Raw genomic sequence first — 15,098 nt, forward strand, 5'->3', positions numbered from 1 at the left:
ACATTCGGGTAGCTTGATGGGGAGCAAGGTGTTGCCAGCAAATCCCGTTGGAATGAGCAGAGCCGTGGCAAACAGGGCGGGAGCGAGGTTAGTTGCGATAGTCCGGTGGCGTGGTGGACAGACCCCGGCGACGGGAACAGCCAACGTTTCAGAGCACAGACTACTTGCGATAGTCCGGTGGCACAGTGGACAGATCCCTGGCGATCATGGGTAACCAGCCACCCTCAGCTGAACACCAAACTACTTGCGATATTCCGGCGGAATGGGGAGATCCCTTGCGACCGGAGTCGGACGGCGGCCACGGCCACGGCGGAACTTCTTGAGCTGATAGACGTAGGCCAGCACCTGGGCCACGGCGGCAAACAGCCCCTCGGGGATCTCCTGACCAATCTCGGTGGCGTGGTAGATGGCCCGGGTCAGCGGCGGCGAGGACATCACGGGGATGTCGTATTCCCGCGCTATCTCCCGGATCTTCATCGCCACCTCGTCCACCCCCTTGGCCAGTACCTTGGGGGCGGCACCGGGCTTGCCCGCGTCGTACTTCAGGGCCACCGAGTAGTGGGTCGGGTTGGTGATGATGACGTCCGCCTTGGGCACATCCCCCATCATGCGGCGCATCGCCATCTGCATCTGCAACTGGCGTATCCGTCCCTTGACCTCGGGCTTGCCCTCGCTGTCCTTGAACTCGTCCTTGATCTCCTGCTTGGTCATCTTGAGCTGGCGATTGTGGTTCCAGGTCTGGAACGGCACGTCGATGGCAACGATGGGGATCAGGGCGCAGCAGAGGATGATCAGCATCCACAGCAGCAGGTCCAGCGCATCTATAATGCCGCCGGGGAAGCCCTCGAGGGAGAGATTGAGCAGGTGATTGAACTGGCTCGACAGCATCCACCAGGCGAACAGGCTGATGAACACCACCTTGGCGATGGACTTGACGAGCTCCACCAGGGACTGCACCCCGAACATCCTCTTCAAACCATTCAAAGGGCTCAGCTTGCTCCATTTGGGCAGCATGGCCTCGGAGGAGAAGTTCATCCCCCCCAGCAGGGTGTTGCCCACGAAGGCGGCGATGGTCACCAGCAGGAACAGCAGGCCGAGAGGTTGCAGCAGCTCCCACAGCAGGGTGGGCAGCATGACCCCCATGGCGTTGGGGTCGAAGGCCTGATCCCGGTCCAGGGTAAAACCCATGGTGAGCACCTTGACCATGGCACCAGCCAGACTCTCCTTGATCATCAGCAAGCCGAACACGGTCGCCAGCAGGACGCTGGCGGTCCCCAGCTCCTTGGAGCGTGCAATCTGCCCTTTTTCCCGGGCCTGTTGCAGTCGTTTGCCCGTGGGTTGTTCGGTACGTTCCTGATCGGTATCAGCCATGCTGACCTCCGACTGACTGGCCGCTGTCGATCAGCCAGCCAATAGCATGGCCTGGTTGTTCGGTGCCGTTGACCTGATCGGTATCAATGAGATGCAGTCCCCCGACTGACTGGACGTTGTCGATCAGCCAGCCAATAGCATGGCCTGGTTGTTCGGTGCCGTTGACCTGATCGGTATCAATGAGATGCAGTCCCCCGACTGACTGGCCGTTGTCGATCAGCCAGCCGATAGCATGGGCTGGTTGTTCGGTGCCGTTGACCTGATCGATATCAATGAGATGCCGTCTCCCGACTGGCCGGTAACTGTCGAGCAGCTCGGTATCAACCATGCTGGCCCCCCAGGCACTGGACCTGGATAAGCTCGCAGCTGGTCTCCTGAACGCGCTCCCAGAGGGCGTCGAAGTGCCCCATGAAGCCGCCTATGGTGAGCCAGAGGATGAAGAGGCCCGACATCATGCTGACCGCAAAGCCGATGCTGAAGATGTTGAGCTGGGGGGCCGCCCGGGTCATGACCCCGAACGCGAAGTTGATGAGCAGCAGGGCTATGATGGCCGACAGCGCCATCACCAGGGAGGCCTGGTACATGACGCCGAGGAAGCTCACCAGGCTGCGGATGGCGGGCAGGCTGAGCCCGCTGTCCGAGACCGGCAGAGTCTCGAAGCTCAGCACCACCATCCTGATCATCAGGAGGTGCCCATCCACCGCCAGGAACACCAGGGTCGCCAGCATCAGGTAGAACTGGCCCACCACGGGGGCAGACTGGCCGTTCATGGGATCCACCAGGGTGGCGAAGCCCAGACTGGTCTGCATGGCGATGATCTGGCCCGCCATCACGAAGCTTTCCAGCAGAAACTGGGTCATGAGGCCGAGCGCTATGCCGATGAGCAGCTGCTGCCCCAACACCAGGAAGCTGCCGACGGAGAACAGCTCCACCTTGGGCATGGGGGGCAGCAGGGGGGCGATGATGAAGGTGATGGCGAGCGCCAGTCCCATGCGAACGTTGGCAGGAGCCAGCCGGCTGCCGAACACCGCCATCACCATCAGCAGGCTGCTCACCCGGGCAAGCGGCCAGAGCACGGACGCCAGCCACTCCATGATCACCGCAGTGGTATAGCTCATGCCGCCGCTCCAAAAGCCGTGGGACGGGTCGTCATCGGCAGCCTGATGGTCGCTAATGCCGACATAGGCATCAGCCGACCACCTCGGGGATCTGGCTCACCATCAGCTGGAAGAAGTCCATCAGGCTCTGCAAGCCCCAGTGGGCGCCAGCCCCCAGGGCCAGCAGGGTGACCACGAGACGGGGCAGGAAGCTCAGGGTCTGTTCGTTGATGGAAGTGGCGGCCTGAAAGATGGCGACCACCAGCCCCACCATCAGGCTCGGCAGGATCACGGCGCACACCATGATGGTCACCAGCCAGAGCGCTTCACGGAATACGTCGACAAAGGTTTCCGGACTCATCTTATCGGCTCCTTTCCATTGACCGGCTTACCCCGCCCCCAGCCCGAAGCTGGTGGCCAGGGAGCCCAGGATCAGGTTCCAGCCATCCACCATGACGAACAGCATCAGCTTGAACGACAGGGAGACCAGGATTGGAGGACAACCTCATCACCCTGCCCCCAGCCCGAAGCTGGTCGCGAGCGACCCCAGGATCAGGTTCCAGCCATCCACCATGACGAACAGCATCAGCTTGAACGGCAATGAGACCAGCATAGGCGACAGCATCATCATCCCCATGGCCATCAGTATGCTCGCCACAACCAGATCGATGACCAGGAAGGGCAGAAACAGCATGAAGCCTATCTGGAACGCGGTCTTGAGCTCGCTGGTGACGAAGGCCGGGATCAGCACCCGCAGCGGCACATCCGCTGGCTCGGCCACCTGCACGTTCGCTATCTCCATGAAGGTGTTGAGATCCTTGACCCGGGTCTGGGCCAGCATGAACTGGTGGATGGGCAGCTCGGCCTTCTCCAGCGCCTCCTTGGGCCCTATGGTCTCCGCCAGATAGGGCTGCAGCGCCTCCTCGTTGATGCGATCCAGCACCGGCGACATGATGAAGAAGGACATGAAGAGGGCGATGCCGATCAGCACCTGGTTGGACGGGCTCTGCTGCAGGCCTATGGCCTGTCTGAGGATGCCGAGCACCACGATGATCCGGGTGAAGGAGGTCATCATGATGACAATGGCCGGCAGGAAGGAGAGCGCGGTCATCAGCGCCAGCACCTGCAGGGTCAGGCTGTACTCCTGACTGCCATCCGCCATGGTCTTGACGGTCAGCGCCGACATGCCGTCCTGGGCCATCGCCAGGGGCGACAGCAGCACGGCCAGCAGGCTCAGGCACCCGATCCAGTTAACTTTTTTCATGCTTGCCCATCAATTTGCCGAGCTGCTGGGAGAACGCCTGGGGCTGACGCTCGTCCAGGGGCTCTTCCAGGCGATAGAGGAAGTTGACCTGCTGCGGCGTCACCCCGATGAGCAGCTGTTGATCGCCCACCTTGACCACCATCAGCTTCTCCTTGTACCCGAGCGGCAGGGTGGCGATGATCTTCATCTGGCCGCCCCCCATCACTTGCGCAAGCTTGCTCTTCTTGAGCAGGAAACCCAGCACCAGGATGAGGCCGATCACCATCAGGCTGGAGAGCAGCCAGGAGGTGATACTGGGGGAATTGGCCCCCTCTGCCAGCACCGGGGCGGCGAACAGTATCAGAGCGAGAGCACGGATCATTTGAGTTTCTTAATGCGCTCTATCTGGCTGATGACGTCGGTCAGGCGAATCCCGAACTTGTCGTTCACCACCACCACCTCGCCGTGGGCGATCAGGGTGCCGTTGACCAGCACGTCCAGGGGCTCGCCCGCCACCCGATCCAGCTCCACGACAGAACCCTGGTTCAGTTGCAGCAGGTTGCGGATGCTGATCTGGCTGCGTCCCACTTCCATGGCTATGGTCACCGGGATGTCCAGAATGGTGTCCAGCTTGCGCCGCTCCTCGGCGCTGATGGGGGCGTCGTCTCTCAGCTCTTCCAGGGGGGCGGGCTTGGCCTCGGCCGTCACCTGCTCTTCCAGCGCGGCAGCCCAGGCGTCAGCCATCAGATCCTGCTCGTCATCGGTTCCGCTCATCTTCACTTCCTCATGCTGCTTCGTGACCCTGGTCGCAGGCGACGGGTCTATTAGGGCTGTTTATCGGCGATGCTGCGTTCGAGCTCTTCCAGCTCGGCCTCGCCATCGATGCGCACGCCCCCCCGGGTCACCAGATGCATCTCTGTCTTGACTCCGTCAGGGCGCTTGATTTTATCCACTATCTTGAGCGCCACGTTCTCCTTGGTGCGCCCCATCTTGGCGTGGAAGGTGGGCAGGTCCTCCACGAAGACCAGCAGGTTCTCCGGCATCTCCACCGGGATGATGTCGCCCGGTTGCAGCTCCATCAGCTCGCGCAGGGTCAGCTCCGTCTCCAGCAGCTTGGCCTTGAGCTCCACCTTGACGTCCATGATCTCGTCGCGCAGGGCCTTGCTCCAGCGCACGTCGGTGTCCCCCTTGTCGCTCTGCACCCCGGCATCGAGCAACTCGCGGATGGGTTCGAGCATGGAGTAGGGCATGGCCACGTGGAAGTCGCCGCCGCCGCCATCCAGCTCGATGTGGAAGGAGCTCACCACTATCACCTCGGTGGGACTGACGATGTTCGCCATGGCCGGGTTCACCTCCGAGTCGAGGTATTCGAAGCCCACGTCCATCACCGGCGCCCAGGCATCCTTGTAGTCCTCGAACACCAGCTTGAGCAGCATCTGGATGATGCGCCGCTCGGTGGGGGTAAACTCGCGCCCCTCGATCTTGGCGTGGTAGCGGCCGTCGCCGCCGAAGAAGTTCTCTACCAGGATGAAGACGAGGCGCGCTTCCATGGTGATGAGCGCCGTCCCCTTGAGGGGGCGGAAGCGCACCATGTTCAGGCTGGTCGGCACGAACAGGGTGTGCACGTACTCGCCGAACTTGAGCATCTGCACGCCGTTGATGGAGACCTCGGCAGTGCGCCGCATCATGTTGAACAGGCTGATGCGCATGTGACGGGCGAATCGCTCGTTCACCAGCTCCAGGGTCGGCATGCGGCCACGGACGATGCGGTCCTGGGAGGAGAAGTCAAACTGGGCGATACCGGGATCCCCGGCCGCCCCTAGTTCTTCCTCTTCGACATCATCGACACCGTGCAGCAGGGCATCAATTTCGTCCTGACTTAACAGATCGCTCACGCTTCACCTTTCATTGCATGACAAAGCCGGTAAACAGCACTTGTTCGATTACGGGGGAAGAGACCAGATCCTTCAGGACCCGGCGACACTCTTCCAGTGAATCCTGACGCAGCTTCTCCTTGCCCTCGAAGGTCATCAGCTGCTCGGCAGTGGCCGCGCTGAAGACCCGCAGCAGGGTCCCTTCGATCAGGGGAATATTCTGTTTGGCCAGGGTCTCGTCAGCGGCCCCGCGCACCATCAGCTGGATCTTGATCTGCACCAGCCGATCCCGTTGCCCGCCCGCCACGTTGAACACGAAGGGGCGCGGCATTCCCACATAGAGGGAGGGCTGGGGCGCACTGGCTTCGGGCTTGGCCTCGGCCGTGTCGGCCGCCGGCTCGTCCGAACCGGCAAACATGAACCAGGCACCGGCCCCGCCGCCACCCAGGAGGATGACGACCAGGGCGACTATCATGATCAGCTTCTTTTTCTTGGCCGCCGCCGGGTCCTTCAGCGTCAGTTCGTTATCGTCTGCCATCCCTTGTCCACCCTAGTCTCAAACTTGTTCGGTATCATAAACTTACTCGGGCAGGCATCAAGCATAGAAATCAATTCCGGCATCGTTTGTCGATTCCACCAGCAGACTCAGGGTACGGGTCGCATGTTCCCCCTCACCCTGGCCGTTGCCGCCAAAGGAACCGTTCCCCTGCTGACCCCGTTGCTCCTGACCATTGAAGGTGGACTGACCCTGGGATTGTTGCTGTGATGGCTGCCCCTGGTGCTGCGCCTGTTGTTGTACCTGAGTCTGGCCAAGCTGTATCCCCTGCCCTGCCAGCATGTCTCTGAGCCTCGGCATGGCCTGCTCCAGCATCTCCCGGGTCTGGCCATGCTGCACCACGAAGTGGACATTGGCCTGGCTATCCGCCCCCATCTGGATCTGGATCTTCATCTTGCCAAGGCCAAGGGGGTCTAGCTGGATCTCCGCCTGTTGCAGCTTGTCCGCCAGCATCAGGTTCACCTTCTGGTGCAACTGGGCCGGTGCCTCCGGGGTGGCCAGCTTGAGGTGCGGCAGGCTCTGGGGTTCCCGCCGCGCGCTCACCTCGGCCGCCGGCTTGCCATCGCTGGTCTGGGTCTGCTGCAGCGGCTGGCTTCCCTCGCTCGGCTCGGTACCCCCGACTTCCATCCCGAGCTGCTTGCTCAGCTCATCGAGCTTGGGTTTCTGCGACGGCGGCCTGAGAGTCGCAGCGACTCCAACGGCTACTGTCGGTTCGGCCTCCATCTGCTGGATGCCGGCCGACAGGGCCGTCAGCGAGGCTTGCGGCCCCTGGGATTCGTGACGCGCCAGCGTCTGCTGGGGCGCCGTCAGCACGGGTTCCGGGTCCGCAGCCCTGGCCAGGGGAGCGGCACTGTGGGCCGCGCCAGTGCTTGCATCGGGTTTGCTCACCCCCGTCGTCTGCGCTGGGCTGGACTCTTGTTCCGGCTGTTCCGGCGCAGCCATGCGAGGCTTGCTGCCATCCTCAGTCGCGGCATCCGTGCTGGCCTCAACGCCATCAGTCACGCCAGCGTCCATCCTGACCAGCCCTTCACCCAAGGCCTTGGCCGCACCGGCCTGCACGGCATGAGGCGTTTGTGCGCCAACACCATTGACCGCGGCCTCCGAGGCCATCTGTTTCTGGGGCTCGCCTGTCACCTGGGCCGCTGCGATCCGTGGCTCGGTGGTTTGTGAGGTGGCGACCACCTTGGCCAGCAGGGCGGCGCGCTCTTCGCCAGACAAGGGGAGCACAGTCGGTTTCGATGATGCAGGCTCGGGATCGACCGGCGTGCCTGCATCCACGGCTACATCCTCCAGCTGGTTTATCGGCAGGGCGTTGGCGGAGGCAGCGTCTTCCAGCCGGTTTATCGACAGGGCGTTGGCGGTGGCGGCGATGGCCTGAGCCCCCTTGCCGGGTTCATTCGTACTGCTTTCCTTGTTCGCAAGAGCGGACACCTGGGTGCAATTCCCCTCGCCCGCTTGTTGCAACAGCGCCTGCTGTGTGGCGATCTCTCGCCCTGCAGCGCCCGGTGTCGGGGCAGGCTTGCCGCCGTCGGTCAACGACGGCGACTCGGGCGGCAAGTCATTGCCGTCGGTGGCCACGGGCAGTGCCTGCGTCACCGGAGCGGCGGCAGGCAGAGTCAGGCTGGTGTCCTGGCGCAGGGAGGCCTGCAGCTGCTGCAGAAAATCGTCGGGGGGAAGATCTGTCTCGCTGGCCTTTGCCTTGTCGGCTTTGTGCTGGGTGCTCGAGGTAGCCTCTTCGGCCACCGCCAAAGATTTGGCATCCGGGGCGAGTGCGGTGAGCGCGTCGTCGCTCACGGGAGTGGCGACGGCGCCCTTGTCGACCAGCTGCGCCAGGGCCATGGCATCGGCAAAGGCAGCCTTGCTGTCCCCCTGCAGCGGCTCGGTCCCTTCCTGGGTGAGGCCCGGGAGGGTGATGCCACTGTCGGCAGGGGTGGCCTGAGTCGCGGCCTTGATCAACTGGGTCTGTATCATGCTGGGATCCCTGACGACAATCCGGTGTGGTGGCCGCACGGCCAGCAGGCAGGTGCGGCGTCTTAGCCTGTGTTGGCAATAGAAAGCAAGTTACAGGCCAGAATGGTGATAGCGTCGCAGGATGGCGTAATCGTCCAGCATCTTCTGCTCCTGACGCTGGGCCTTCAGCTGAGCTCGCCCCGCCTGCTTCTCGAGCAGCAGCTCGACCGCCTTGCGCCGCTGCTGGGCTTCGAGCCACTGGGTACGGCACTGGGCCAGCGCCTCGCGCACCTGCAACACCCCCTGGTACTGCTGGGTCGCCGCATTTTCCAGCTTGTTGATGAAGGCGTGATACTGGCTGTTCTGCTGGGGCGTGATCCCCTGCAGGCCGCGATCAGTCCACTGCTGATGGTAGATCTGGCGGTACTGGTTGAGGGCGTTCTGCTGATCCATGAACAGCTTGAGATCCTGCTGGGCCTTGGCCAACGCCAGGGCGGCCTGCTGTTCGGCCTCCAGCAGTCGGCCCGCCAGCAACGTCAATCCTTTACTCATCGGGGCTCTCCACCGGTCAACGCATCAGTGGCATGGCCACCAGTTGCAGGGATTGCAGGCCTTCATCGTAGTGAATGACCTCGCGCATCTTCTGCTGCAAGAACTGATCCAGGTAGGGTTTCTGGATGATGGCCCGATCGATGCGGGGATCCGATCCCTGGCTGTAGGCGCCTATGGTGATGAGATCCCGGTTCTGCTGATAGAGGGAGTAGAACTGCTTGAAGGTGCGCGCCAGCTCCATGTGCTCAGGTGAGGTCACCATGGGCATGACCCGGCTGATGGATTTTTCGATGTCGATGGCGGGGTAGTGGCCCGCATCCGCCAGCTCCCGCGCCAGCACGATGTGGCCATCGAGGATGGCCCGCGCCGCGTCGGCGATGGGATCCTGCAGATCGTCTCCCTCCGTCAGCACGGTGAAAAAGGCCGTGATAGAGCCCTGGCCGTCGCTGCCGTTGCCGGCCCGCTCCACCAGCGCCGGCAATTTGGCAAACACCGAGGGTGGATAGCCCTTGGTGGCCGGCGGCTCCCCCACCGCCAGGGCGATCTCGCGCTGGGCCTGGGCGTAGCGGGTGAGGGAGTCCATCAGCAGCAGCACGTTGAGCCCCTGCTCGCGGAAATACTCGGCGATGGCGAGCGCGGTCTCGCACCCCTTGAGTCGCATCAGCGGCGAGGCATCGGCAGGGGCGGCCACCACCACGGCGCGCTCGCGCCCCTCGGCGCCGAGGATCTCCTCGATGAACTCCTTCACCTCCCGGCCCCGCTCGCCGATGAGGCCCACCACCACCACGTCCGCCACCGAGCCCCGGGTCATCATGCCGAGCAGCACCGATTTACCGACGCCGGAACCGGCGAACAGTCCCATGCGCTGGCCACGCCCCACGGTGAGCACGGCGTTGATGGCCCGCACCCCCACGTCCATGGGTTGATGGATGGGGCGACGGGCCAGCGGGTTGATGCGATGCTGGGCGAACTGCACCGTCTGGGACGAGATGATGGGGCCGAGCCCGTCCAGGGGCTGGCCGATGCCGTCGATGACCCGGCCAAGCAGGTTCATGCCCACCGGAATGCCGTGATCCTCGGTGACGGGCACCACGCGGGCGCCGGGAATGACCCCCTTGAGCTGCTCGCTCGGCATCAGGAACAGGCGATCGCCGGAGAAGCCCACCACTTCGGCCTCCAGCACGCCATCCTGGGTGTCGATACGGCACAGGGCCCCGATGGCCGCGCGGCAGCCGATGGCCTCCAGGGTCAGTCCGACCACCCGGGTAAGCTTGCCCGCCACCGGCGGTATGGGCGCGAGATCGCGGACCCGGTAGCCTTGCAGTCGGCCGAGCAGGGATGTTGTCATCGCGCCTCCAGAGATAAAAGGGAAAGAGGCCGAGACCCGGAGTCAGCCGGCATGGCCGCGCCGTCGACAGACGGTACACAGCAGCGGCACGCACTCCCTATGCCAAACCGGGGAAGAGAGTTAGTCGGCATTGTCACGAAGGAAATTGCGCAGTAACTGATCGATGCGTCCCGCCAGGGTCAGATCGATGCTGGAGAGTTCGGTGGCCAGCTGCAGATCCCCCGGGGAGAGGGTGGGGTCGCTCTGCAGCCGCCAGTGGCGCTTGGCACACTCCTCGGCGCCGAAGGCCTGCTCGACCCGGGCCACATCGTCCGGGTGCAGCATCAGGGTAACCCCCTGCTCGGCGGCGGGCAGCAGGGCAAGGCCCTGCTTGAGGGCCTCGAGCAACAATTTTGGGGAGGTCTCGGCCTCGTGGCGAATGAGGGCGCGGGCCAACTGCTGCACCAGGCTGATGAGCTGCTGCTCAACCGCCGCGTCCAGCTCGCTGAGGGGCGTGGCGAGGCGGGCGACGAGCGCTTGCCAGTGGGCAATCTCTTGCTCCACCTGGTCGCGGCCCATGGCGAGCCCCTCTTCACGGCCCTGCTCCAGACCCACCTGATGGCCCTGCTGCAAGCCTTCCAGCTTGCCCTCTTCGAGCCCCTTGGCAAAACCGGCGGCTCGCCCCTCGGCCAGCCCCTCTTCCCAGGCGGCCTGACGGATCGCCTCCACCTCTTCGGCGGTGATGCTGGGGGTAGGCTCCTCCGGCTGCTCTTCTGGCGGCATCTCGTCCGCCTGCTCCTGGCGATACCAGTCAGGGCCGAGCCCCAGGGCATTGCTCTGGATCTCGGATTCGACCTCCATCTCGGGCCAGCCCCAGGCTTCCACCCGGGTCTCGTCCGCTTCGGGTCTGACATAACCCCGCAGCTTGTTGTTCTTGTTATTCATCTGCGAAAGACACTCCTGGCATGCCGGACGAAAGGGCCGACATCATCGCACATTCCATTGCCCATGGCTTAGAGGAACTCTTCGCCACCGCCCGCCCCCAGCATGATCTCGCCCGCGTCCGCCAGACGGCGCGCCGTGGAGAGGATCTCCTTCTGGGCGGCCTCCACCTCGGAGACCCGGATCGGCCCCATGGCCTCCAGATCGTCCGCCAGCATCTCGGCGGCCCGCTTGGACATGTTCTTGAACACCTTCTCGCGCATCTGGTCATCCGAGCCCTTGAGGGCCCGTTGCAGCAGATCCCCCGGCACTTCCCGCAGCAGGGTCTGGATGCCCCGATCGTCCACATCGATGAGGTTCTCGAACACGAACATCAAGTCCTGGATCTGCTGGCTCATCTCCTCGTCCGACTCGCGGATGGAGTCCATCAGCTGGCCTTCGATGTTGGTGTCCAGGTAGTTCATGATGTTGGCGGCAGCCTTGAGGCCACCCATCTTGGCCGCCTGGGCCCCGGCCGCACCGGCGAACTGCTTCTCCATGATGTCGTTGAGCTCTTGCAGCGCCGCCGGTTGCACCTCTTCGAGGTTGGCGATGCGCATCACCAGATCCAGGCGCACCTGCTCCGGGAACTGGCTCAGGATCTCGGCGGACTGCTCCGGCTCCAGATAAGAAAGGACTATGGTCTGGATCTGCGGGTGTTCATTCTGGATGATGCTGGCCACCTGGCGGGCATCCATCCACTTGAGGGAGTCGAGGCCGCGGGCACCGGATCCCAGGATGATCTGATCCACCAGGTTGCTGGCCTTGTCTTCCCCGAGCGCCGCCACCAGGGCCTTGCGCACGAAGTCTTCACTGCCGATGCCGATGTTGGTGTATTTCTGGATGTCGTCGATAAATTGACGATGCACCGCCGCCACCCGGTCGTGACTGAAATCCGACATGGAGGCCATGGACATGCCGAGCCGCTGCACCTGCTTGGGCTCGAGATGACGGAAGATCTGGGCGGCATCCTCCTCATTGAGGCTCAGCATCAGCACCGCCGCCATCTCCATCCCGCTCATCTGGTCCAGGATCTGGCGCTGGTTATCGGTAATCTCGTTACCGGTGACTTGGTTTTTCTTCTCTTCAGGCATCTCGGTTCGTTACCCATTCTTTGATGACCTGAGCGGCCAGGTCTGGTTCATTCGCTACCAAGGCACGCACGGCCTTGAGCAGGTCCTCGTCACGGTGCAGATCGGGCAGCTTGAGCTGGCCATCCCGCAGACCGAACACCGGCTCGGCCTCGGCCTGGGCTGCCAGCAGGCTCAGCTCGTCGTCGCCACCCAGCACGGTGTGGTTGTCGAAGTCCAGCTCCCCTTCCGGCTTGGCATCCGGGTAGAGCAGACGCTTGAGCATGGGCCGCACCACGGTGACGATGAGCACTATGATGACCAGCACCGAGGCGGCGATGCGCACCGCACGCCAGAACCAGGGCTGTTCGTAGATGGGCATGTCGGCCACGGCTTCCAGCTCGGGACGGTTGAACGGAATGGCAACCACCTCCAGGGTATCCCCCCGGGTCACGTCGAAGCCGAGGCCGCCGCTGAGCAGGCGACGCAGGGTATCGAGTTCGGCCTGGCTGCGGGGCTCGCGGGTCACGGCCCCCTCGGCGCCGGGAGTGGCTTTGTAATCCACCGCCACCGACACCGTCATGCGGCGGATGCCGCCCTGCTGACGCCGGATGTGGCTGACGGTGGTGTCCAGTTCGAAGTTGCGGGTCGCCTCCTTGCGGGAGCGGCCGGAAGAGCCGGTTCCCCCTTCCCCGCCAGCGGCCTGTTCGGGAATGTTCGACGCGGCGGGGGGCTGGTTGGTGAGCGCACCGGGTACGCCGCCATTGCTGCCATTGGCGCTGTTCTCTTCCACCGTCATCTCGGAGCGCACGGCGGGCAAGTCCGGATTGTAGGTCTTGCGGGTCTGCTCCTGCTGGGAGAAGTCGAGGGAGAGATCCACTTCCGCCGTGTAGTTGTCGGCCCCCAACACCGGGATCAGGATGGCGTCAATTTTTTGTTTGTATTCCAGCTCCTGCTTCTGCTGCATCGCAAACTCCTTGCGAGTCTGGGCAGAGAGCGGATCCTGGGAGCCGGAGTTGAGCAGGCGACCGTTCTGATCGGTCACGGTGACGCGGGTCGGCTCCAGGCCGTGCACGGCGGAGGCGACCATGTCGACGATGGAGTCCACCTCCCCTTGGCCCAGCGCCGCCCCTTTCAGGCTCAGCACGACGGTGGCGCTCGGCTTGCGTTCGTTGCGGGCGAACACGTTGTCTTTCGGGATGGCCAGCAGCACCTGGGCCTTGGCGACGTTCTGGAACTGCTCGATGGCGCTCGCCAGCTGGCGCTCACGGCTCAGTTTCAGCCGCTCGCTCTCCATGCGCTGACTGACGCCGAAGCTGGAGTCCTTGAGCAGGATGGCTTCCCCATCGTTGCTGGCCTCGCTGCTGCTGGCGAGGCCAGCGCGGGTCAGGCGCAGCCGAATGTCTGCATAATTCTCGGCGCTGACCAGCACGCTCTTGCCGTCCACCTGATAGGGGATCTTCTGCTGATCCAGATAGTCGAGGGTGGAGACCAGCTCCTGGGTGCTGAAGGTGCCGAGCGGACGCATCTCCGGCTCCTTGCCCCACAGCAGGATGAAGACGGCGATGGCCAGACAGATGGTCAGCCCCAGGATCAGGGTGATCTGCCGCAACACATCGGTGTTGGACAAGAAGCCCAGCGCCGAGCTCTTCTGCTCCTGCTCATCGAGGGCGGCCGCCCCCTCGTTGTTCATCAGCAGATCGCCGTTTGGATCGTTAGCCACGATTTATGTCCTTATTGCTGACATGTTTATGATGCTCGGTCGCCATGGGCCTGAGTTATACCGGCATGTTCATGATGGTCTTGTAGGCATCGACCATCTTGTTACGCACCTGCACCGTCGCCTCGAAGGCGATGGAGGATTTCTGCCCGGCGATCATCACTTCGGAGAGATCCACCGACTTGTCCCCCAGATCGAACCGGGTGCGCAGATCGTTGGCGCTGCCCTGCAGCTCGTTGACGTTGTCGAGGGCCTGCTGCAGCATCTGGCCAAAATCCGAGTTGACCTGACGACCGGGCTGGGTCAGCGGCGTGGCACCGGCTTCGACCCTGAGAGCCTGCATCTCTTGCATCAGGCTGCTTGCGCTTATTTCCATCTTCTCTTCCCAGACAAATCGTTGACACTGGCAAGCCTTAAGCAATTAGAGTGCCAATGCATAAGGATCCTGTACCCCACCTGTGCAACGGGCCATCATGCCGGCAGCAGGGATCCCGGGAAGATGCCCGTCTGCTGGCCGCGCGGCGAGCAGGCGGGCACATGAAAAAGGCCCGCATCGCGGGCCAGGCTCAGATTCCGATCTCTATTGCGTCAGATCCTCGTCGATCCAGTATTTGGATCCCGTGATGCTGACGCCGTACAGCAGCCCCTTCTCCCCAAGCTGGTAGATGGCCATGCCGCCGTTGTAACCCGAGTCGAGCGACGCGCTCTCCTTGCCGGCGACCACGCCCGCCTCCGAGGTCGCCTCCCAACCCTTGTTCACGAAGTTGTCAAAGGTCTGTTTGGTCTCGAACAACATCACCTGCTGATAGAACTTGCCGCCGAAGCCAGCCGCCATGCCGGCGCCAAACATCTTCATATAGGTGTGTTTGCCATTCGAGCGGTTCACCGCCACCCCGGATCCCTGATTGGTGTGGATCATCAGGGAGAACTTGCGCGAGTCGAACACCGCATAGCCATAGGCCTTGTCAAACAGCAGCTTGGCGGAGGGTTGCTCGTTGAACAGCCGCACCAGGGCGGTATCGGCCATGGTATCGAGGGCGGTGCGGGCCTCTGTCGGGGTCTTGGGTTCCAGCATGGTATCGAGCTTCTTGTCGGCGGCCGTCAGCCACTCCTTGCCGGTGGCTGCGCTCTCTTCCGTCCAGGCACCCGCCTTGTTGTAGGCATCGGCCCCCCAGGTGGAGACAGACTCCCAGGTCGCCTTCGAAAAATCGGTGATCCCCTGCCACGCCTCCTTGCCGGTGTCGCTCACCGCAGTGCCAAGCTCGGAGGCCGCTTCCTTCAATTTCGCCCAGTCGGCATGGCTGGGGCTAGATGCAAGTGCCAGGACGGCGGCAATCAACCAGGATCGGCTCTTCAT

The 15,098-nt window shown here is 63.2% G+C and carries 18 protein-coding genes; all 18 read right to left on the minus strand.

What is annotated here, in order from left to right; genetic code table 11:
* Positions 1 to 240: 240 nt before the first annotated feature.
* On the minus strand, positions 241 to 1,371 hold the full coding sequence (flhB, locus tag KW824_RS07140; protein ID WP_182788211.1) for a flagellar biosynthesis protein FlhB: 1,131 nt from the start codon (positions 1,369 to 1,371) through the stop codon (positions 241 to 243).
* Positions 1,364 to 1,699 (minus strand): hypothetical protein, encoded by a 336-nt coding sequence (locus tag KW824_RS07145; RefSeq protein WP_218409394.1) that lies wholly within the window; start codon positions 1,697 to 1,699, stop codon positions 1,364 to 1,366. The genes flhB and KW824_RS07145 overlap by 8 nt, the downstream gene beginning before the upstream one ends.
* Entirely contained in the window at positions 1,692 to 2,489 is a 798-nt protein-coding gene (gene fliR, locus KW824_RS07150; RefSeq protein WP_218409395.1) for a flagellar biosynthetic protein FliR, read from the minus strand. The genes KW824_RS07145 and fliR overlap by 8 nt, the downstream gene beginning before the upstream one ends.
* A 70-nt stretch (positions 2,490 to 2,559) precedes the next feature.
* Positions 2,560 to 2,829: a flagellar biosynthesis protein FliQ gene (gene fliQ, locus KW824_RS07155; RefSeq protein ID WP_010673927.1), complete on the minus strand. Its 270-nt coding sequence runs from the start codon at positions 2,827 to 2,829 to the stop codon at positions 2,560 to 2,562.
* Positions 2,830 to 2,856: 27 nt separating this feature from the next.
* Positions 2,857 to 2,961, minus strand: coding sequence for a hypothetical protein (locus KW824_RS21225; RefSeq protein WP_171269448.1), 105 nt, complete (start codon positions 2,959 to 2,961; stop codon positions 2,857 to 2,859).
* A 15-nt stretch (positions 2,962 to 2,976) separates the two neighbouring features.
* Complete coding sequence (gene fliP, locus KW824_RS07165) at positions 2,977 to 3,732, minus strand: flagellar type III secretion system pore protein FliP (RefSeq protein WP_042650087.1); 756 nt, start codon at positions 3,730 to 3,732, stop codon at positions 2,977 to 2,979.
* The gene (gene fliO / locus KW824_RS07170) at positions 3,719 to 4,093 is read right to left on the minus strand and encodes a flagellar biosynthetic protein FliO (RefSeq protein ID WP_218409396.1); all 375 of its coding nucleotides are present in this window, start codon (positions 4,091 to 4,093) and stop codon (positions 3,719 to 3,721) included. Before fliO ends, fliP begins: the two co-directional genes overlap by 14 nt.
* Positions 4,090 to 4,485, minus strand: a complete 396-nt coding sequence (fliN, locus tag KW824_RS07175; protein WP_042650085.1) for a flagellar motor switch protein FliN — start codon at positions 4,483 to 4,485, stop codon at positions 4,090 to 4,092. Before fliN ends, fliO begins: the two co-directional genes overlap by 4 nt.
* A 50-nt stretch (positions 4,486 to 4,535) precedes the next feature.
* On the minus strand, positions 4,536 to 5,606 hold the full coding sequence (gene fliM / locus KW824_RS07180; protein WP_042650084.1) for a flagellar motor switch protein FliM: 1,071 nt from the start codon (positions 5,604 to 5,606) through the stop codon (positions 4,536 to 4,538).
* Between the two features lie 10 nt (positions 5,607 to 5,616).
* On the minus strand, positions 5,617 to 6,123 hold the full coding sequence (fliL, locus tag KW824_RS07185) for a flagellar basal body-associated protein FliL (protein ID WP_171268714.1): 507 nt from the start codon (positions 6,121 to 6,123) through the stop codon (positions 5,617 to 5,619).
* A 57-nt stretch (positions 6,124 to 6,180) separates the two neighbouring features.
* Entirely contained in the window at positions 6,181 to 8,112 is a 1,932-nt protein-coding gene (locus KW824_RS07190) for a flagellar hook-length control protein FliK (protein WP_218409397.1), read from the minus strand.
* 90 nt (positions 8,113 to 8,202) lie between these two features.
* Complete coding sequence (gene fliJ, locus KW824_RS07195; protein ID WP_043129023.1) at positions 8,203 to 8,643, minus strand: flagellar export protein FliJ; 441 nt, start codon at positions 8,641 to 8,643, stop codon at positions 8,203 to 8,205.
* A gap of 16 nt (positions 8,644 to 8,659) precedes the next feature.
* Positions 8,660 to 9,991, minus strand: a complete 1,332-nt coding sequence (fliI, locus tag KW824_RS07200; protein ID WP_042650080.1) for a flagellar protein export ATPase FliI — start codon at positions 9,989 to 9,991, stop codon at positions 8,660 to 8,662.
* Between the two features lie 120 nt (positions 9,992 to 10,111).
* Positions 10,112 to 10,915 (minus strand): flagellar assembly protein FliH, encoded by an 804-nt coding sequence (fliH, locus tag KW824_RS07205; protein ID WP_218409398.1) that lies wholly within the window; start codon positions 10,913 to 10,915, stop codon positions 10,112 to 10,114.
* 68 nt (positions 10,916 to 10,983) lie between these two features.
* Entirely contained in the window at positions 10,984 to 12,045 is a 1,062-nt protein-coding gene (gene fliG / locus KW824_RS07210; RefSeq protein WP_043129018.1) for a flagellar motor switch protein FliG, read from the minus strand.
* Entirely contained in the window at positions 12,038 to 13,744 is a 1,707-nt protein-coding gene (gene fliF, locus KW824_RS07215; protein ID WP_042650077.1) for a flagellar basal-body MS-ring/collar protein FliF, read from the minus strand. Before fliF ends, fliG begins: the two co-directional genes overlap by 8 nt.
* A gap of 55 nt (positions 13,745 to 13,799) precedes the next feature.
* Entirely contained in the window at positions 13,800 to 14,117 is a 318-nt protein-coding gene (gene fliE, locus KW824_RS07220) for a flagellar hook-basal body complex protein FliE (RefSeq protein ID WP_042650076.1), read from the minus strand.
* Positions 14,118 to 14,321: 204 nt separating this feature from the next.
* Positions 14,322 to 15,098 (minus strand): lipoprotein, encoded by a 777-nt coding sequence (locus KW824_RS07225; protein ID WP_042650075.1) that lies wholly within the window; start codon positions 15,096 to 15,098, stop codon positions 14,322 to 14,324.

This window comes from Aeromonas sp. sif0611, from assembly GCF_019218845.1.
GTDB classification, from domain to species: domain Bacteria; phylum Pseudomonadota; class Gammaproteobacteria; order Enterobacterales; family Aeromonadaceae; genus Aeromonas; species Aeromonas media.